Origin of the sequence: Neptunomonas japonica DSM 18939 (assembly GCF_000422765.1) — a bacterium.
In the GTDB taxonomy this organism is placed as follows: domain Bacteria; phylum Pseudomonadota; class Gammaproteobacteria; order Pseudomonadales; family Balneatricaceae; genus Neptunomonas; species Neptunomonas japonica.
On sequence record NZ_AUGR01000001.1, the window covers coordinates 65,159 to 83,809 of the forward strand.

Sequence of the window (18,651 nt, forward strand, 5' to 3'; positions counted from 1 at the left end):
AGCTCGGGTTAGTCTTTTTGGCTGATTTCCAGTTCCAGAGGGTTGGGTCCGGTCAGTTTAACTTGTTGGTTTGGGCCTAAAGATAAAGTGCTACCGTAAACATCGGCCTGAATAGGTAATTGTCTACGTTGCAGGTCCAATAAGGTCACTAAGGTAACAGATGATGGACGGCCATAATCGAACAGCTCATTCAGTGCTGCGCGAATGGTGCGGCCACTCATGATGACATCGTCTACTAGTACTATATCGCGCCCCTCAGTAGCGAAAGGGATATGAGATGCTTGAACTTTTGGGTGTAAACCAATTTGGGAAAAATCATCACGATAAAAAGAAATGTCGAGCGTGCCTATAGGGCTTTCTAATGCAAGTTCGGTATGAAGCCTCTCTGCAATCCAGATGCCGCCGGTGCGAATACCAATAATTAGTGGAGCATCAATTTGGCGGTGTATTAAGAGTGTTTTAAGCTCAGAAACCATTTTGTCGAGTAGGGATTCAACACTCAGTGTTCCCGATACCATAAAAGTTCTCCAATCGTGTGTGGCTTGGTATGCGTGATGTACTGCCAAACCAGCTTTCAAGAATTATTTGTGCTGCAATGCCATCGACAGATTCTTTACGAAAATTAGTGCCGCCGCCTTGAGCGAAGTGTATCTCTTTTGCTTCAGCCGTTGAAAGTCGCTCATCTACAAGGTAACAGGGGAGTTGATAGCGGTCTTGAATTCGATTGGCAAAGCGGCGTGCTCGACGTGACATTTCGCTGATGGTGCCGTCCATATTTAAGGGTATGCCGACAACTAATGTTGTGGGTTGCCACTCTTTAATGGTTTTGTCTAATGCTGGCCAGTCAGGAGTTCCATCTCGAGCAAGAATGGGGGGTAATGCTAATGTAGTTTCAGTCGTTGGTTGGCCTGTGGCTATGCCTATGCGGCGTGTTCCAAAATCAAATGCGAGCACTTGTTGGTTGGGTTGGGTCATAGTTATTAGAATTCAGGGTTCTCAGGTTTAAGTCAGGCATGCCCAGTGTGGGGTGTCATTAAATTTAGATTAACCCCCAGAATGGTAGCAGCTGCTTGCAACCTTTCTTCTGCGGGCTTGTGGAACATTATATCTGAATTTGCTGGGCAGCTTAACCATACATTATCAGTTATTTCTTGTTCCAGTTGCCCAGGTCCCCAACCGGTGTGCCCTAAGGTAATAAGAGTTTCTGCATTGTCGCTTAGGGCGATTGCTTCAAGAATGTCCATTGATGTTGTTAAAAACAGTTCATCTGTTACCGCATGGGTAGCAAGCCATGGGTTGCCTAAATAGTTTTTATGTAGCACAAAGCCTCTGTCGCTCTGTACTGGGCCACCTGAATATACGGGAATATGGCTGGCAGTGTTGCTGCTGGGTAGATCAAGATGAGAGAGCATTTTATCGAGGTGAAAGTTCAGGGGGCGATTGATAATAAGCCCCATAGCACCGTATTCACTATGGTCGCAAATATAGATAATAGTTTGTGCAAATGTCTCATCTTCTAGATGAGGCATTGAGATTAAAAAGTGGTCGCGCAAACAGGTTTGAGTACTAAGCATGATAAAACCACATATAATGAAAAACGGACTACTAAGGTTTAGTACAGTTGTGTGGTTTTCTCAAATTTCCAGCTGCGAATGATCTCAAGAACATCCGTATTTTTTCTCATCTCGGTACTGAATGGCTGAAAGGGTGAGGCCAGCTTGACGATGCGAATAGCTGCGTCATCTAGTGTTTTACTGCCAGACGATTGCGTAATTTCGATACTTTTTAAACCGCCATCAGGAAGAATGGCAACAAGCACTCGTAAGGTGCCATACAGCTTTTGGCGCCTTGCCTCTTCTGGATAGTTCATATTGCCTATCATCTCAATGCGACGGCGCCAATTATCAAGATAGATAGCATCTTCATGGATTGTCGTCGAAACAGACGATAAACGGCGCGTTTTTGGGCGCTTGGCAAATTGTTCTTGTTGCATCTTTATCTGTGCCTGGAGATTAGCAATTTCCAGACTTTTAGCCAGTAGGGATGTTGATTGTCCGGTTCTTGGCTGTGCTACCGCCTGCTTCTTTTTACGAGGTTTTGTCGATGCTTTCTTTTTTTTCTTTTCAGCAGTCGTTGTCACGACCTTGCGTTTACTTTTAGCCGCTTGGTTTGAGTCGCCTCTATCGGTGACGGGTTTTTCTAGCACTTGTCTAACCGCGGGTGTGGGTTCTGGTTGTTTGGTGGGCTGCGTTGGGCGGGCTGATTGGTTACGAATCTTATTGTCTTGAAACGTTGACCGCTCAGTAGTTGATGGTAAACGTTTCTCTTCCACTGTACCGCTAGCAAGCTGGTTAGCTTGTGCAAGAAAGTCGGTTTTCTCAGGAGGCTTTTCAACAGCGTATTGAGCAAGCGTTATCTCGAGCGTTTGTACTGCAGGTGTTGATGATGGACTGATGAATGAGCTACCCAAAATAAGTACAGCATGTAATGCAACCGCCATAAAAAGTGTAAAACCCAACCGATCAGTTGCGCTGACAATAGGGCTTGCTGGTATATTTTGAGTAGCACCAGACACTATGGCTTGTTCCGTTTCTCTTCGATGGCATTCATTAGCTGCATTCCAATATCTAAGCCAAATTGGTTATCTAGCTCGCGAATACAGGTTGGGCTGGTGACATTAATTTCAGTCAGGTAATCACCAATAACATCTATCCCGACAAATAATAACCCTTTCTCTTTGAGTGTAGAGCTTACCTGGTCGCATATCCAGCGATCACGGTCTGTTAGAGGACGACCTTCGCCTTTCCCACCGGCAGCTAGGTTACCTCGAGTTTCTCCTGCCATCGGTACCCGGGCTAGCGCGTAAGGAATGGCTTCGCCATCAATTATCAATATGCGTTTGTCGCCGTTAACTATCTCAGGAAGATACTTCTGCGCCATAATAGTCTGTTTGCCGTGCTCGGTAAGCGTTTCTATAATAACGCCCAAGTTCACGCCGTCTTCTTTGATTCTAAAAATTGACGCGCCACCCATACCGTCGAGGGGCTTGAAAATGACATCTTTATGTTCTGCATGAAATGCACGTAACAATGTCTCATCTGATGTAACCAACAGAGGAGGGCAGCATTGTGGGAAGTGTGTGGCAAAAAGCTTCTCGTTAAAATCACGTAAGCTTTGTGTGCGGTTAACAATCATCGTTCCTTGTGCTTCAGCCATTGCTAGAAGCTGAGTGGTATATAGGAACTCGTTATCAAATGGAGGGTCTTTGCGCATTAAGATGACATCGAGAGATGAAAGGTCCTCAGCTTGGTATTCGCCTCGCGTAAAAAATGCATCGGGATCCATCGCAACGCTTAGTGGTGCCATGTTAGCTTTAGCTTTTCCGTCATGCAGGAACAGGTGTTTTTGCTCCATGTACCATAACTCCCAGCCTTTTTGTTGAGCAGCCCATAGCATGGCAAGAGAACTATCTTTTTTGTAGTTAATCCCATCAATTGGGTCCATAACAATACCGACTTTTAATGTCATTCTCTGCTGTCCTCTAGGTCATTTACCTGATGAGTTTAATCTAAATAGATGGAACTGGGCTAACCTAACCTAAGTCGCCCCATAAATACTGCAATATAGCCTGCGCGGCAACCGGTGCCGTTTCTGTGCGCATTACCCTAGGGCCAAATGCTACTGGTTTAAAACCTGCAGCAATAGCATGCTCTACTTCTGCTTCGCTAAGGCCACCTTCTGGGCCTATTAGTAACGCGATGGAGGCAGGGCGTTCCAGCTCTTCAAGTGGTTGCTCTGTATGATGATGTAATACTAGCTTTAGATCAGCTTCAACACTGTCTAACCATTCTTGTATTGGTTGGATAGGGGCGATGACAGGAAGTTCATTCCTAAGGGATTGTTCGCATGCGCTAATTGCCACTTGCTGCCAGTGTTTACTGCGCTTATCTTGGCGGTCATTGTTTAAGCGGACCTCGCAGCGTTCGGTAAACAGTGGCGTCATGCTGTGCATGCCGAGCTCAGAGGCTTTTTGAATAGCGTAGTCCATTCTTTCGCCACGAGATATCGCTTGACCAATATGAATTTGCAAGGGGCTAGTGCGTGACTGTGAGTGTTCTGAGATAACTTTGACGTCGACATGGCGTTTATCCACACGCTCAAGTGTACAAAGAAACTCACTACCGTAGCCGTTAAATAAGGTAATGCTGTCGCCTACTTTCATTCGCAGTACGCGGGATACATGCTGTGTTGTTGCATCACTTAGCGAGCAAGTGCGTCCTATCTGTAATTCGCAAGGCTCAAAGAATCTAGGTATACGCATGCCATTAGGGTCCGACATTAAAAAAGACACATTATGCCATTGTTCACCTTGCTTCAGTCTACTTCTATAATAAGATTTTGATTGTCGAGCAACTCAAGAAGCTTTTCGCTTTTCAATGGTCGGCTTAATAAGAAGCCTTGTGCTATATCGCAGTTAATAGAGCGCAATATGTTTAACTGCTCTGCTGTTTCAACACCCTCGGCGACTACTTTTACATTGAGTCCTTGAGCCATGTGAATAATCGCCTCTACAATCTTTTTATCACCTTTACTATTTTCTAAGTCTTGGATAAATGATTGATCAATTTTTACCTTATTAATTTGCAAGTTGCGGATGCGGCTTAAAGAAGAATAGCCCGTACCAAAATCATCGATAGAGATGCTAATGCCCATTTGCTGTACCGTTCGGATTTTTTCTTGCAACATCTCTAGAGAGGCAATTAGCACTCCCTCAGTAAGTTCTAGTTCTATCGATTCCAATGGGATGTTGTATTCGTCGGTGGCTTCATGGATAAGTTGCTGAAGGTCGCTTCGCATGAACGTTAAGCCTGAAAGGTTAACAGCAAGCTGAGGAACGTCTAGCCCCATTTGTTTCCATTGCTTAATTTGTCGGGCAGCGGCTTTTAGAACCCAGTTATCTAAACGAGTAACTAGCCCGCTTTGTTCTGCAAATACAACAAAGGTTGCGGGTGAAATAAAGCCGCGTTCAGGGTGCTCCCAGCGTAAGAGCACTTCCGCTGAGATAATCTTATTGGTATGCAGGTCGTGCAATGGTTGAAATACCAGGTAAAACTGGTCTTCTTCTATGGCTTGCTGGATGTCTTTCCACAGAATTAGTCGTTCATCTAATGCAAATGTTTTCAATTGGTTGAAAAACATGTAATCAAGTTCAAGGCGGCGTGCTTCGCTTAGGGCTTCTTCTGCATGGCTTAATAGTGCTAGTTCTTGGTCTGCGTCATCGGGTGCAATACTAATGCCTACGCGCGATTGAAAAGATAGTTGCTGGCCCTCAATCGTTGAAGGCAGCATGATCTCGGTTTGAATTGCATTGATGAGTATGTTTATTTCACGAAGGTCTGATAACTCTGGGCGTATGACAGTAATAATGTCATCACTGTAGCGTGCTAATAGGTCATTATTATTAAGGGTTTTCTTGATGCGGTTAGAAATATCGATCAAAATCACATTGCAATAATCGGTTCCCCATTGTGCCAAAATATCTCGAAGCAAGGGCAACTTGATGGTGATAACGGCGCACTTTTTTCCATTGGGTAAAATGGCTAGAAGGCGAGCAAGTTCATCTTCTAGTGCTTTACGTGATAGTAGGTGAGTGACAGGGTCGTAAGTGGCAAGATGCTGAGCTTGAATGCTAGCTTGTTTGAGATCTTCATTTTCAATAGTTTGCTGGCGAAAGTGCACAAGTGCCTTTGCTATGCTGCCAATTTCGTCGTGGCGCTCATCGTCGGTAATTTCTTCGGTGATATGTCCCGAAGTAAGTCGTTGTATTTGGTCGACAAGCCTGCCCGTAGGTGCTGTAATGCTATATGCGATACGCCCTGATATAAGGTATGCCAAGAGACCTGCAAAGGTAGCTAGCAATATGAATGTTATGTGACGGGAAAAATAAGTATGCTGAATATCATTAAGGTAAATGCCTGATCCCACTATAAGGTCCGTTCCCGGAATCAGTCTGGCGTAGCTGAGTTTTTCCGTTGGCGTTGCCCCCTCTGATTTTGGCCAGAAGTAGGTTGTAAACACCTCTCCCTTTTTACGTACGCCTTCTAGTATTGGTTGTGTGACGTAGTCACCATTGTGGTCTTTGAGCTGGCTGGCATCACGCCCATTAATGTTTGTTAGTATAGGATGAACAATATTAATGCCAGCGAGATCGATAATGAAAATATAGTTGTTATCATCATAGCGAAGAGTGTGTGCAAGTTGTTTTGTAAAGGACAGCTTCTCTTCTTCAGAAAGCGCGTGATTATCTGAAGACAGCACAGGTTTTAATTGACTAATGGCGCTATCGACAACGCTTTTGATAATGCTTTTACGAGATTCAATTAGATCATCATGTGAATATTTAAGTGCAATAAGAGACACTGCCGCAATACTGAGCATTATCAGTGCGACTAGAATAAAAAGTTTCCAGCGAATGCTGATGTCTTGTAAACGCATTAACCCTCAAACCTCCATACCTATGATTGTGAGCTAGGACTGAATAGTAATACTAAGGATGGTTGATATATGAGTTTTGGACACAAAGGTGAAAAATGCCAGTTTTTGGCGAGTATAGAAACAAAAAAAGGCGCTAGAGCGCCTTTTTTACAGTGTGCAGATGTTTAGATGCCAGCGTCTGCTTTTAGGGCTTCTACTTTATCAGTGCGTTCCCATGTAAATGCGGTAAAGGTGTCATCCTTAACGGACATTTCGTAAGGTAGGCGCCCAAAGTGTCCGTAAGCAGCTGTTGCCTGATACATAGGATGTAAAAGGTCTAGCATGCGAGTGATTGCGTGTGGACGCAGGTCAAAGTGGCGATTGATTAATCCGATAATCTTCTCATCAGATATTTTACCCGTTCCAAAGGTGTTGATAGACACTGAAGTAGGTTCCGCAACACCGATGGCATAGGATACTTGGATTTCGCAACGATCAGCTAATCCAGCGGCAACGATGTTTTTTGCAACATAACGGCCAGCATATGCAGCAGAGCGGTCTACTTTTGATGGGTCTTTGCCTGAAAATGCCCCGCCACCGTGACGTGCCATACCGCCGTAAGTATCTACGATAATCTTACGTCCCGTCAGGCCGCAGTCCCCTACAGGGCCGCCAGTAACAAATGAACCCGTTGGGTTTATGTGAAATTTGGTCTCTTTGGTGAGCCACTCCGCTGGTAAAACATGCTTGATGATCAGTTCCATCACCGCTTCGCGCAAATCAGACTGGGAAACATCAGCGTTGTGCTGAGTTGATAGCACGACAGCATCTATGCCTGATGGTTTGCCATTTTCATAGCGAAATGTCACTTGTGATTTTGCATCTGGACGCAACCATGGCAATAAACCGGATTTGCGAACTTCAGCTTGGCGCTCCACTAAGCGATGAGCGTAAGTAATCGGTGCTGGCATGAGTACATCGGTTTCGTTCGATGCATAACCAAACATAAGACCCTGGTCGCCTGCGCCTTGGTCTTCTGGTTTCGCTCGATCTACCCCTTGAGCAATTTCATGTGCTTGTTTGCCAATAATATTGATAACACCACATGTCGCACCATCATAACCGACGTCTGATGAGGTATAACCGATATCGCAGATGACGTTACGTACGATGTCTTCAAGGTCGACCCAAGCGGAGGTTGTTATTTCTCCAGAAACAATCGCTACACCTGTTTTAACCAGTGTCTCGCAGGCAACACGCGCATATTTATCTTCACTGATAATGGCGTCAAGAACGGCGTCTGAAATTTGATCGGCAATTTTGTCTGGGTGGCCTTCAGACACGGATTCAGAAGTAAATAGGCTATATTCGCTCATCGCGTGTTTGTATCCTCAATTAAAGCTATCTAGAAGAAGTGTCTAGTAGAACTCAATTTTAACTAAATAAAGTCATTTCTAGTAGAACGTTTTCTTAGTGGAGCAATAGAATTCAGAGCGTGTGTGCAAGATCACTAACGTCTCTGATTTAAAATAATGGCGTATTTTAGCTTTGTTGTGCACTTATTGCATGATATTAGATCTGGTTTTTCATGAAAATTTCATGAATTAACATGAAAATCCTTCAGTTTTCGTCGAAATTGGGTTTAACCGTTGAAGCGAAGGCGTATCTGCGAGAAAATTGCGGCCTGTTTTTATACTTCGCTTCACTAAATTGGGAAAATCCCAGGAGTTGATTGAATGTCCTCTCGTAGAGAACTGGCCAATGCTATTCGCGCTTTAAGTATGGATGCTGTTCAAAAAGCAAAATCGGGCCACCCAGGTGCGCCAATGGGCATGGCTGATATTGCCGAAGTGCTTTGGAACGATTTTATGCAGCATAACCCTGCTAACCCGCAATGGTTTGATCGTGATCGTTTCGTATTGTCCAACGGCCATGGGTCTATGTTGATCTACTCTTTGTTGCATTTGACAGGTTACGATGTATCAATTGATGACATCAAAAACTTCCGACAGCTTCATTCTAAAACAGCAGGGCACCCAGAATATGGTTACTGCCCAGGTGTAGAGACAACCACAGGTCCTTTAGGGCAGGGTGTTTCTAATGCAGTAGGTTTTGCTACAGCTGAAAAAATCTTGGCTGCACAGTTTAACCGTGAAGGACACGAGATTATCGACCATAACACCTATGCGTTTATGGGTGATGGTTGCATGATGGAAGGTATTTCTCATGAAGCGTGTTCACTCGCTGGTACATTAGGTTTAGGTAAGTTGATCGTCTTTTGGGATGACAACGGTATCTCTATCGACGGTGAAGTCGAAGGTTGGTACACAGACGATAACGTTAAACGCTTTGAAGCATACGGATGGCAGGTTATCCCGAATGTTGATGGGCACGATGCTGATCAGATTCGCAGTGCTATTACCAGCGCTAAAGAAACAACTGATCGCCCAACTTTGATTTGCTGCAAAACAACGATCGGTTTTGGCTCTCCGAATAAAGAAGGCAAAGAAGATTGCCACGGCGCTCCTTTGGGCGATGACGAAATCGCATTAACACGCGAGCGTCTTAACTGGCCTCATGCTGCATTTGAAGTTCCAGAAGATATTTATGCAGATTGGGACGCAAAAGACGCGGGTGTACGTACTGAGAATGACTGGAATACACGCTTTGCTGCTTATAATGCTGCTTTCCCAGAGCTAGCCGCTGACTTGTTGCGTCGTATTTCTGGTGATTTGCCAGCAGACTTCTCTGATAAAGCGGATGCGTGGATTGCTGAGATCGCCGCTAAAGGTGAAACGATTGCTTCACGTAAAGCGTCACAGAACTCACTGAATGCATACGGCCCATTATTACCCGAGCTGCTTGGTGGGTCTGCTGATTTAGCGGGTTCGAACCTAACATTATGGTCGGGTGCTGAAGGCATTAGTAAAGATGATGCTTCAGGCAACTACCTGTATTACGGCGTACGTGAATTCGGCATGTCTGCAATGATGAATGGCCTAGCGTTGCATGGCGGTTTCATTCCATACGGTGCAACTTTCTTGGTGTTCATGGAATATGCTCGCAATGCGTTGCGTATGGCTGCACTGATGAAGCAGCGTGTTATCCATGTTTATACACATGATTCAATCGGTTTGGGTGAAGATGGCCCTACTCATCAACCAATTGAACAGGTTTCTAACCTACGTCATACACCGAACATGAGCTGCTGGCGTCCAGGGGATGCAGTTGAATCTGCTGTTGCTTGGAAAGCCGCACTAGAGCGTACTGATGGTCCTACCGCTATGGTGTTCTCTCGTCAGAACCTTCCTCACCAGCAACGTACTCCTGAACAGATTTCTAATATTGCTCGTGGAGGATACATCCTACGTGATACTGATGGTCAGCCTGATGCAATCTTGATTGCTACGGGTTCTGAAGTTGGGTTAGCGATGGATGCTGCTGAAGTGTTAACTGCTGAAGGTAAGAAAGTACGCGTAGTTTCTATGCCAGAAACGGGTGTGTTTGATCGTCAAGATGCAGCCTATCGTGAATCAGTATTACCTGCTGCTGTAACAGCACGAGTCGCTGTTGAAGCGTTGCAAGCGGACTTCTGGTACAAGTACGTTGGCTTAAATGGCGGGATTGTTGGTATGACTACCTTTGGTGAGTCTGCTCCTGCTGGCGATCTGTTTAAGCACTTTGGGTTTACTGTTGATAATGTTGTCGCAACAGTAAAATCAGTACTGTAAAAAGCGGTAAGCCGGACGTTTGTCCGGCTTTGTTTTTATCTGAATATATAAGCGAGTTAGATGAGCTTTCGAATTGCGATTAATGGCTACGGTCGAATCGGGCAGTGTGTCCTGCGGGCAATCTATGAAAATGGATTGCAGCAGCAGCTGCAGGTGGTTGCTTTAAATGAGCTATCCGATATAGAAACTGTTACATATCTGACTCGCTACGACACAACACATGGTCGTTTCCCTCTTCCCGTAGAGCACGATGGCGAAAACCTGATCATTGCTAATGACCGCATTAAAGTCATTAATCAATCAGATCCATCGCAACTTCCTTGGGATGAAATGGGTATTGATCTTGTGATCGAATGCTCCGGTTCTTTTAGTGACCGAGAAACTGCCGAGAAGCATTTGCAGTCGGGTGCTAAAAGGCTACTGTTTTCACAACCTGCGATGCCTGATGTAGATGCAACCATTGTTTATGGTTTGAATCACCAACTCCTTATGCCCGATATGGCAGTGGTTTCTGCTGCATCTTGCACCACCAATTGTGTTATTCCGGTGCTAGACCTGCTTGATAAGGAATTAGGTATTGTTTGCGGGGTTACCACGACGATTCATTCTGCGATGAATGATCAGCCAGTTATTGATAGCTATCACCAAACGGATTTGCGTCTGACCAGAAGCGCTATGCAGTCGATTATTCCCGTTGATACAGGCTTAGGTAAGGGTATCGATCGTTTGCTGCCTCAATTGGCAGGGCGCTTTGAATGTCTACACCTGAGGGTTCCGACTATTAATGTATCTGTTATGGATATGAGCATTAATGTCTCTAAACCAACCTCTGCTGATGAGGTGAATCAGATATTTAAAAGTGCTGCGGCTCAGCATTTAAAAGGCTTGTTAGGTTATACCGAAGAGCCACACGCTTCTGTCGATTTTAATCGTGACCCTCGCTCCGCTATTGTTGATGGCACGCAAACACGAGTGAGTGGCGAAAAGATGATTAAGTTACTCTGCTGGTTTGATAACGAGTGGGGGTTTGCGAATCGTATGTTGGATATAGCTCAGGATTGGCTATACCTGCCTGGAAAAGATGTGAGTTAACGTAAATACTGCATTTCAGGCAAAGATTGTACAAAATATAGAGTGAATTTTTCGAATTAAACCATTAGCTAAATAGTCAGTAGGACACGATCATGAGTGTATTGAAGATGACGGACCTGGATTTGAACGGAAAGCGCGTACTTATCCGTGAAGATCTCAATGTTCCTGTTAAGGATGGACAAGTAACCTCAGATGCCCGTATTCGTGCGTCATTGCCAACGATTGAGTTTGCATTGAAGGCCGGCGCTAAAGTCATGGTGATGTCTCATTTGGGACGCCCTACTGAAGGTGAATATGAAGAGAAGTATTCGCTAGCACCCGTTGCCGAGCATATTAGTAAGCTTTTATCACGTCAGGTGCCTCTAGTTAAAGGTTGGCTTGAAGGTGATTTTGAAGTGGCTGCGGGCGAACTAGTGTTGTTGGAAAATGTGCGCTTTAATGCCGGTGAGAAGAAAGATAATGAAGCATTGTCACAAAAAATGGCAGGATTGTGTGATATCTATGTAATGGACGCATTTGGCACCGCACATAGAGCTCAGGCTTCTACTCACGGTGTTGCTCGTTTTGCCGAGGTGGCTTGCGCAGGGCCATTGTTAGCCAATGAATTGGATGCATTGGGTAAAGCACTGAAACAGCCTACGCCTCCATTGGTCGCTATTGTTGGTGGCTCTAAAGTATCCACTAAGTTGGAAGTACTAAACTCTCTGTCTGATAAAGTCGATCAGCTTATTGTGGGTGGCGGTATTGCTAATACGTTCTTAGCAGCAGCGGGTAAGCCGGTAGGTAAGTCATTGTGTGAACATGACTTAATTCCAGTCGCTCAAGAGCTAATGAAAAAAGTAAACATTCCGCTACCAGTAGATGTTGTAGTGGCAACGGAATTTTCTGAAACAGCAGCGGCAACGGTGAAGTCTGTCGATGATGTGGCAGAAGATGACATGATTTTAGATATAGGCCCTGCTTCTGCGAAAGCACTCGCAAGTATGCTTAAAGATGCTGGTACTATTATCTGGAATGGTCCTGTTGGTGTGTTTGAGTTTGATCAGTTTGCTGGTGGTACGAAAACATTATCGTTAGCCATTGCTGAAAGTGCAGGATTCTCTATAGCAGGGGGTGGCGATACACTAGCTGCTGTAGATAAATATGAGATTGCTGATAAAGTATCCTATATCTCAACGGGTGGTGGCGCTTTTCTTGAATTTGTTGAAGGAAAAGTATTACCCGCAGTCGCAATTTTGGAAACACGTGCAGCACAGTAAAGCGCTTTGCTTATTTTGTATCTTTTTATAGCTAAGCTGAAAACAAATTAAAGAAATAGGTGAAACACAATGGCTTTAATATCAATGCGTCAGCTGCTAGATCATGCAGCTGAATATGGTTACGGAATCCCTGCATTCAATGTGAATAACTTGGAGCAGATGCGTGCCATAATGGAAGCGGCAGATAGAACCAACTCTCCGGTGATTGTGCAGGCTTCCGCTGGCGCTCGCAAATATGCAGGTTCTAATTTCCTGCGTCATATGATTTTGGCGTCTATCGCTGAGTTTCCACACATTCCTGTTTGTATGCATCAGGATCATGGTACTTCTCCTGATATTTGTCAGCGTTCTATCGCTATGGGTTTCTCATCAGTAATGATGGATGGCTCGTTAATGAGTGATGGCAAAACACCATCAAGCTACGAGTACAACGTTGATGTGACGCGCCGTACAGTTGAAATGGCCCATGCATGTGGAGTTTCTGTTGAAGGCGAGCTGGGTTGCTTGGGGTCATTAGAAACAGGACAAGCCGGCGAAGAAGATGGCGTAGGTGCAGAAGGTACGCTTTCAATGGATCAGATGTTAACTGACCCTGATGAAGCGGCAGATTTTGTAAGCAAAACGAATGTTGATGCTTTGGCAATCGCTTGCGGTACTTCACATGGTGCTTATAAATTCACGCGCCCACCAACAGACGATATTCTGGCAATTGATCGCATTAAAGCAATTCATCAGCGCATTCCAGGTACGCATTTAGTTATGCATGGTTCTTCCTCTGTACCACAGGAATGGTTGGCTGTGATTAATGAGTTTGGTGGTGACATGCCTGAAACTTACGGTGTGCCAGTTGAGCAGATCGTTGAAGGTATCAAGTACGGCGTACGTAAAATCAATATTGATACGGATTTACGTTTGGCTTCTACGGGTGCGATTCGTCGTTTCTTAGCTGAGAACCCGTCTGAATTTGATCCACGTAAATACTTGAAGAAAACTATTGAAGCGATGAGCGATATATCTGCTGCAAGATATGAAGCTTTCGGTGCTGCGGGTCAAGCGTCAAAAATCAATGCAATATCGCTGGAAAATATGGCGGATGCATATGAGGCTGGCAAGCTGGATGCGAAAATCGCTTAAAGCGACGTGTCTGTGAAAAAGCCGCCTTCATAGGCGGCTTTTTTGTATATATTGTTTGTATGCAATTAATATTTTGAGAATGCTTTGTTATGGCTTTAATTCTGTCTACCTGGGTCAAGTTTGCTTTTCTGTTTGCGCCTTTCTTTGTTGTCTCGATGTTTTTGGCATTGACGCGTGCAGATTCGGTAGCGGATAGGCGCTCCATTGCTAACCGTGCAGTCTTTGCTGCTTTGTGTATTAGTCTTGTGCTGTTTTTCTTTGGTTCTGCTTTGTTTGCATTACTAGGAATAACACTGGATTCATTTCGTATTGGTGCGGGGATCTTGCTGTTTCTCTCTGCTATTAGTTTGGTCAGAGATGGCGTTAGGGCAAATGCTGAAGTGCCTTCTGAACAGCGTGAGGATGTATCCGTTGTGCCATTAGCCATTCCTACAATTGTCGGTCCTGCGACGATAGGTACTATCTTGGTATACGGTGCTGAGCTACATGGGCTTGATATAGCTTATGGCTTGATTGGCTTGGTGTTAGCGTTAATTAGTTTGTTGGTTTGTCTTCATCTTTCTACTTGGATGGAGAGAATATTAGGAAAAACAGGACTCAATGTATTGAGCAAAGTGACTGGGCTTATTCTTGCTGCAATGGCATCTCAAATTGTGCTGACAGGTATACATGGATTTCTTCAGTCTGCGGGTTTGTAATAAGGTTAACATGCGATTCATGTTGGTAAGCGTAGCGTATTACGCACTAATCAGGCACCTGTTAGGCACCTGCAATCACCCATAAAGAGGAGATACACCGATGGACTTATTAAAAATTGCAGCTGATTTGTTTCTGAATAAATTAGGTACATCTGCTGATGGCGTTGATTCTAATCAACTTACTAGCGCACTAGGCTCATTATTAGGTGGTGCCGACGGTCAGATTGATCTTAGCGATCTTATTTCAAAAGTGAGTAATGGTGGTTTAGCTTCGTTGGCGCAATCATGGTTAGGCGATGGTGCAAATGATGGTTTTTCTGTAGATCAGGTAATGTCAGTGTTAGGGCAGTCCCAGGTTAGTGAGTTTTCATCTTCATTGGGTTTAGATGAAGGTGCTGCATCGAACGCGTTATCAGACATGATTCCTGAGCTTATCGACCAAAACAGTTCAGCTGGTGGTTTGTTAGAGGCTGTTGGTGGTGTGAGCGGTTTGGCTGGAATGGCATCAAAGTTTTTTAAATAAGTACAACTAAGAGTTGCTGTTAGTTTTCATGAAAGTACCTACCTGCGACTAAAAGCAGACCCTGATACGGGTCTGCTTTTTACAGAAGTCTTAGGGTGTTTGTTTTAGCGTTGTGGAATTGCAGCAACAACTGAAACTTCGACTAATAATTCAGCTCTAGCCATACGTGCTTCAACGCATGCTCTTGCAGGCGCATAGCCTTCAGGCACCCACGCATCCCACACGGCGTTCATGGCAGCGAAATCTTTCATGTCACGAATATAAAGCGTCGCAGACAGAATGTTTTTATTATCCGTTCCTGCTTGTTCTAGCAAAGCGTCAACCTTGGCAAGCATGGTGCGAGTCTGCTCTTGGATATCGCTATTAGCATCTGCGGCAACCTGACCACATAAATAAACGGTATCGTTATGGATGACAATACGGCTCATGCGTTGCTGAGTTTCAAGGCGAGTAATGCTCATGTTTTTTCCTGTCTTTGTCATTGTTGGCAACCTTAACTGAGTTGTTCCAACGTCTCTTTAATGGGTGAGTTTAGCTTCAATGTCAGCAGTTCGTCCGCACGTGTTTTTCCAAGCGTTAGTGCCGCTATTGGGATGCCCCACTCGTGCGCCCTTTTGCAAAAACGAAAACCTGAGTAGACCATCAGAGATGATCCGATTACGAGCAAGCCATCTGCTTTTTTTAGCTGCTCGAGTGAACGTTCAACGTGTTGTCGTGGAACATTATCACCAAAAAATACGACATCGGGTTTTAGTATCCCTTCACACACAGGGTAGTCACTGACTTTGAATAGACCAAAGTCTACACGCTCAAGATCCGCATCGCCATCCGGAGCGGCAACAGCCTGCAAATTTTTGAAACTAGGGTTTAATTCAAGCATCCAGTTATGAACTTGGTTGCGAGAGTAATTCGCTGCACATTCCATACATAGTACGCTATCAGAGCGGCCATGAAGGTCGATAATATTCTTCTGCCCTGCTTCTTGGTGTAAGCCATCAACGTTTTGTGTGACAAGAAGAGGTATGTGGCCGGTCTTTTCGAGTTCAGTTAGCTTCTTGTGCGAGGCATTAGGTTGGGCATCTCGCATCATTGGCCATCCTACTAAGCTGCGTGCCCAGAAGCGTTGCCGTGTTGCTAAGCTGCTCATAAAATCATTGTGCTGGACCGGCTGTTTTCGTTTCCACTGAGCGTTGTGGTCCCGGTAATCAGGAATCCCCGAATCAGTGCTGATGCCGGCACCTGTCAAAACAACTAAGCGAGGATGCTTTTTTATAAACGCCTGTAGCTTAGAAGCGGCGTGCTGTGTAACTAATATCTCACTCATAGTGGGGCTTGGCATTATTTGCTTTGGGGTTGATGCTCATGTCTTTTTCATCAGGAGGAGACGTTTCAATTGATAGGATCGTCCAACCCTCTTTAACCGCGAGCTCATCTTCTGGTACAAAAAACCTTAGCCGCCCCTCGGGAGTGATGGCCATCACAAGTGAGCGGTTATTGCTATGCTCTTCTTCCCAACGCGACAAGCTGTAGTCTTCTGATAGTGTTGTGGCTTTGAAGCGAGCATCTTGGCTCATAAGGCTTGAAAGTTTCTTGAATGAGAAGCTGTCTTTGCCCATTATTTTACCTTGATGCTCTGAAGCGACAGCATGGCGTGATGATGAAGTGCTGGTTTTTTCAGCCTTGATGGCATAAATAAAGCGGGTTTCAAATTCGCTGCGAAAATGCAAGCAGGCCAGTGCGTTTATCTCATGCTGTGGTGTGGCGGCAAGTAGTTGTCCATATCCTCCTAATTCGAGCTTCTCCGAAACGCGTGTTGAAAGCGGGTTTCCATGTAAGGTTTTTAATCCAGCCATCCGAGCTTCGCTAATATTTTCCCAGCTAGGATCTATTAACAGTGTTGGGATATCTTGTTTGCCCAGTGCTATAGCAATTGCGCGAGCTACTTTGTTGGCACCAATAATGACGAGTCCTTTTGACTCTGGTTCAGTAACGCCAAGTTTTTGAGCAACAAAGCGTGCAGTCGCACTTTGAAATACCACCGTTCCAATAATCACTGAAAATGTAAGCGCAGTCAGTAGTTCAGCGTTAGCGTAGCCATTTTCTTCTAGGCGTAGCGCAAAAAAAGCAGAAACTGCCGCAGCAACAATACCTCGAGGACCAACCCAGGCGATTAAGCTTTTCTCTTGCCAGCTAAGGTCGCTGCCAATACTGCAAAGTCCCACAGATATGGGGCGAACAATAAATTGAATAACGGCGAGCAGTGCCAGTGCAGGTAAGCCAAGGGCGATGAGATGATCTAAATTAAGGCGGGCCGCTAGTAAAATGAATAAACCGGAGATCAGAAGAATGGTTAGGTTTTCTTTAAAGGATAAGATCTCCTCGATATGAATACCTTTGGCGTTGGCCAGCCAAATCCCCATCACAGTGACGGCTAATAGGCCTGATTCATGTGCCAGATGGTTAGAGAACGTGAATGTGGTCAGTACTAAGGCGAGTGTGCCAAAGGCGTGTAGGTATTCGGGGAGCCAATGGCGACGGATCACAAAAGCCAGTAAAAAGGCAGCGAACGCTCCAAGTGCAGAGCCTACCAGAATAATTTCACCAAAAAGCAGAGCGGTGTGGGATATCAACCCGCTGGCTTGCTGGCTTGATATTATCCATTCGAACACTAGCACTGCCATGAGGGCGCCTATTGGATCGATAATAATCCCTTCCCAGCGTAAAACATTAGCGATACGGCTGGTGGCGCGTAACGTTCGTAGCATAGGAATGATAACAGTGGGTCCTGTAACGACCACAAGAGCGCCAAATAATGCGGCTAGCTCGACAGGTAGTTCAATAATTAGATGAGAAGCGATAGCAATCAGGGCCCAAGTAATTAATGCCCCCCAGGTCACTAATCGCCGGACAACACTACTGACATCGCGTACCTGATTAAAGTGTAGTGTTAAGCTGCCTTCAAACAAAATGATGGCGATGGAAAGCGACACGACAGGAAAGAGCAGGTCACCAAACAGTGCGTCTGGATCCAGTGTTTGGCTTATCGGGCCAAGCAAAATACCGGTAACGAGTAAGAATAGAATAGCAGGAAGTTTTAAACGCCATGCTAGCCACTGGCAAGCGATGCTGCACAGAGCGATGACTGCCAGCAATGAAGTATCAGAGAGTTGCATTAAGCGTCCTGTATATTTTCTAATTGTCCGAGTATTACCCGTTATATGTATTCACTTTACTGGCTTCTCACTGAAAATCCAGTGTTGCCAATCGAGGGCTAAATATAGCAGCGTATTGTTTTTCTTAGTAAAACAGTGCATTTCACTAATGGTGCGTTAGTTATACCGCGCCTGTGCCGATAAACCCTAATACTCCAATTGGCAATAACAACACCCACTGCGGCAGTTTGTAAAACACTTGTGCATTGAAGAAGATCCAGCCAATCACGATAAATAACGCAGCGAACAAGATGTAAAAGCTGGATAGTGCGTTCAGTAACAGCTCAAGTCCTAGTAGTTGGTCTGGCTGCGGATTGAAACCAGCGCAAACGTATAGGCAAGATGTCAGCAACAGATACGCAGAAATCAAGTGCCAGCAGACCAGTAAACAACCTTTGATGTCGTGGGCTAAATCTGTTCTTAGGAAAGGACGAATGAGGGTTATTTGACCGCCAAATATGTGTATTGCGGTGGTGAGTAAGCCAATAGCGCCGGCGCTGAGTAGAAAGTTATTCATGCTTTGTGTCC

At 45.0% G+C, this 18,651-nt stretch carries 18 protein-coding genes; 6 read left to right on the plus strand and 12 right to left on the minus strand.

Going from position 1 to position 18,651, the window contains the following annotated elements; all coding sequences use genetic code 11:
• Window positions 1-8: 8 nt before the first annotated feature.
• From pyrR to metK, 8 genes are all read right to left on the minus strand, one after another.
• Window positions 9-518 (minus strand): bifunctional pyr operon transcriptional regulator/uracil phosphoribosyltransferase PyrR, encoded by a 510-nt coding sequence (gene pyrR / locus G511_RS0100330; protein ID WP_028467832.1) that lies wholly within the window; start codon window positions 516-518, stop codon window positions 9-11.
• Complete coding sequence (gene ruvX, locus G511_RS0100335) at window positions 493-975, minus strand: Holliday junction resolvase RuvX (RefSeq protein ID WP_028467833.1); 483 nt, start codon at window positions 973-975, stop codon at window positions 493-495. Before ruvX ends, pyrR begins: the two co-directional genes overlap by 26 nt.
• A 32-nt stretch (window positions 976-1,007) precedes the next feature.
• The gene (locus tag G511_RS0100340) at window positions 1,008-1,574 is read right to left on the minus strand and encodes a YqgE/AlgH family protein (RefSeq protein ID WP_028467834.1); all 567 of its coding nucleotides are present in this window, start codon (window positions 1,572-1,574) and stop codon (window positions 1,008-1,010) included.
• A 38-nt stretch (window positions 1,575-1,612) separates the two neighbouring features.
• Window positions 1,613-2,575, minus strand: coding sequence for an energy transducer TonB (locus tag G511_RS0100345; protein ID WP_245573790.1), 963 nt, complete (start codon window positions 2,573-2,575; stop codon window positions 1,613-1,615).
• Window positions 2,575-3,528, minus strand: a complete 954-nt coding sequence (gene gshB, locus G511_RS0100350) for a glutathione synthase (protein WP_036550780.1) — start codon at window positions 3,526-3,528, stop codon at window positions 2,575-2,577. The genes G511_RS0100345 and gshB overlap by 1 nt, the downstream gene beginning before the upstream one ends.
• A gap of 64 nt (window positions 3,529-3,592) precedes the next feature.
• A complete protein-coding gene (locus G511_RS0100355) occupies window positions 3,593-4,339 on the minus strand; it encodes a 16S rRNA (uracil(1498)-N(3))-methyltransferase (protein ID WP_342664778.1) in 747 nt (248 codons plus the stop codon).
• A gap of 35 nt (window positions 4,340-4,374) precedes the next feature.
• Entirely contained in the window at window positions 4,375-6,495 is a 2,121-nt protein-coding gene (locus G511_RS0100360) for an EAL domain-containing protein (RefSeq protein ID WP_028467838.1), read from the minus strand.
• Between the two features lie 164 nt (window positions 6,496-6,659).
• Window positions 6,660-7,850 (minus strand): methionine adenosyltransferase, encoded by a 1,191-nt coding sequence (gene metK / locus G511_RS0100370; RefSeq protein WP_028467839.1) that lies wholly within the window; start codon window positions 7,848-7,850, stop codon window positions 6,660-6,662.
• Between the two features lie 360 nt (window positions 7,851-8,210).
• Between metK and tkt the strand changes: the two genes are divergently transcribed.
• The 6 genes from tkt to G511_RS0100400 all read left to right on the plus strand — a co-directional run bounded on the left by tkt (window position 8,211) and on the right by G511_RS0100400 (window position 14,911).
• Window positions 8,211-10,205: a transketolase gene (gene tkt / locus G511_RS0100375; RefSeq protein WP_028467840.1), complete on the plus strand. Its 1,995-nt coding sequence runs from the start codon at window positions 8,211-8,213 to the stop codon at window positions 10,203-10,205.
• Between the two features lie 60 nt (window positions 10,206-10,265).
• Entirely contained in the window at window positions 10,266-11,297 is a 1,032-nt protein-coding gene (locus G511_RS0100380; RefSeq protein ID WP_028467841.1) for a type I glyceraldehyde-3-phosphate dehydrogenase, read from the plus strand.
• Window positions 11,298-11,389: 92 nt separating this feature from the next.
• Entirely contained in the window at window positions 11,390-12,556 is a 1,167-nt protein-coding gene (locus G511_RS0100385) for a phosphoglycerate kinase (RefSeq protein ID WP_028467842.1), read from the plus strand.
• A gap of 69 nt (window positions 12,557-12,625) precedes the next feature.
• A complete protein-coding gene (gene fba / locus G511_RS0100390; RefSeq protein WP_028467843.1) occupies window positions 12,626-13,690 on the plus strand; it encodes a class II fructose-bisphosphate aldolase in 1,065 nt (354 codons plus the stop codon).
• Window positions 13,691-13,779: 89 nt separating this feature from the next.
• A complete protein-coding gene (locus G511_RS0100395) occupies window positions 13,780-14,388 on the plus strand; it encodes a MarC family protein (protein ID WP_028467844.1) in 609 nt (202 codons plus the stop codon).
• A gap of 100 nt (window positions 14,389-14,488) precedes the next feature.
• On the plus strand, window positions 14,489-14,911 hold the full coding sequence (locus G511_RS0100400; RefSeq protein WP_028467845.1) for a YidB family protein: 423 nt from the start codon (window positions 14,489-14,491) through the stop codon (window positions 14,909-14,911).
• A gap of 104 nt (window positions 14,912-15,015) precedes the next feature.
• On the opposite strand, the gene G511_RS0100405 is transcribed toward G511_RS0100400, so the two are convergent.
• From G511_RS0100405 to G511_RS0100420, 4 genes are all read right to left on the minus strand, one after another.
• Window positions 15,016-15,372: a RidA family protein gene (locus G511_RS0100405; RefSeq protein WP_028467846.1), complete on the minus strand. Its 357-nt coding sequence runs from the start codon at window positions 15,370-15,372 to the stop codon at window positions 15,016-15,018.
• 32 nt (window positions 15,373-15,404) lie between these two features.
• A complete protein-coding gene (locus G511_RS0100410) occupies window positions 15,405-16,235 on the minus strand; it encodes an NAD-dependent protein deacetylase (RefSeq protein ID WP_245573791.1) in 831 nt (276 codons plus the stop codon).
• The gene (locus tag G511_RS21425) at window positions 16,228-18,084 is read right to left on the minus strand and encodes a cation:proton antiporter (protein ID WP_084628967.1); all 1,857 of its coding nucleotides are present in this window, start codon (window positions 18,082-18,084) and stop codon (window positions 16,228-16,230) included. Before G511_RS21425 ends, G511_RS0100410 begins: the two co-directional genes overlap by 8 nt.
• A gap of 160 nt (window positions 18,085-18,244) precedes the next feature.
• Window positions 18,245-18,640, minus strand: coding sequence for a hypothetical protein (locus tag G511_RS0100420; RefSeq protein WP_028467848.1), 396 nt, complete (start codon window positions 18,638-18,640; stop codon window positions 18,245-18,247).
• Window positions 18,641-18,651 lie beyond the last annotated feature (11 nt).

Coding starts and splice junctions, on each gene's coding strand:
- pyrR (WP_028467832.1), bottom strand. CDS start 518: ATGGTATCGGGAACACTGAGTGTTGAATCCCTACTCGACAAAATGGTT.
- ruvX (WP_028467833.1), bottom strand. CDS start 975: ATGACCCAACCCAACCAACAAGTGCTCGCATTTGATTTTGGAACACGC.
- G511_RS0100340 (WP_028467834.1), bottom strand. CDS start 1,574: ATGCTTAGTACTCAAACCTGTTTGCGCGACCACTTTTTAATCTCAATG.
- gshB (WP_036550780.1), bottom strand. CDS start 3,528: ATGACATTAAAAGTCGGTATTGTTATGGACCCAATTGATGGGATTAAC.
- G511_RS0100355 (WP_342664778.1), bottom strand. CDS start 4,339: ATGTCGGACCCTAATGGCATGCGTATACCTAGATTCTTTGAGCCTTGC.
- G511_RS0100360 (WP_028467838.1), bottom strand. CDS start 6,495: ATGCGTTTACAAGACATCAGCATTCGCTGGAAACTTTTTATTCTAGTC.
- metK (WP_028467839.1), bottom strand. CDS start 7,850: ATGAGCGAATATAGCCTATTTACTTCTGAATCCGTGTCTGAAGGCCAC.
- tkt (WP_028467840.1), top strand. CDS start 8,211: ATGTCCTCTCGTAGAGAACTGGCCAATGCTATTCGCGCTTTAAGTATG.
- G511_RS0100380 (WP_028467841.1), top strand. CDS start 10,266: ATGAGCTTTCGAATTGCGATTAATGGCTACGGTCGAATCGGGCAGTGT.
- G511_RS0100385 (WP_028467842.1), top strand. CDS start 11,390: ATGAGTGTATTGAAGATGACGGACCTGGATTTGAACGGAAAGCGCGTA.
- fba (WP_028467843.1), top strand. CDS start 12,626: ATGGCTTTAATATCAATGCGTCAGCTGCTAGATCATGCAGCTGAATAT.
- G511_RS0100395 (WP_028467844.1), top strand. CDS start 13,780: ATGGCTTTAATTCTGTCTACCTGGGTCAAGTTTGCTTTTCTGTTTGCG.
- G511_RS0100400 (WP_028467845.1), top strand. CDS start 14,489: ATGGACTTATTAAAAATTGCAGCTGATTTGTTTCTGAATAAATTAGGT.
- G511_RS0100405 (WP_028467846.1), bottom strand. CDS start 15,372: ATGAGCATTACTCGCCTTGAAACTCAGCAACGCATGAGCCGTATTGTC.
- G511_RS0100410 (WP_245573791.1), bottom strand. CDS start 16,235: ATGAGTGAGATATTAGTTACACAGCACGCCGCTTCTAAGCTACAGGCG.
- G511_RS21425 (WP_084628967.1), bottom strand. CDS start 18,084: ATGCAACTCTCTGATACTTCATTGCTGGCAGTCATCGCTCTGTGCAGC.
- G511_RS0100420 (WP_028467848.1), bottom strand. CDS start 18,640: ATGAATAACTTTCTACTCAGCGCCGGCGCTATTGGCTTACTCACCACC.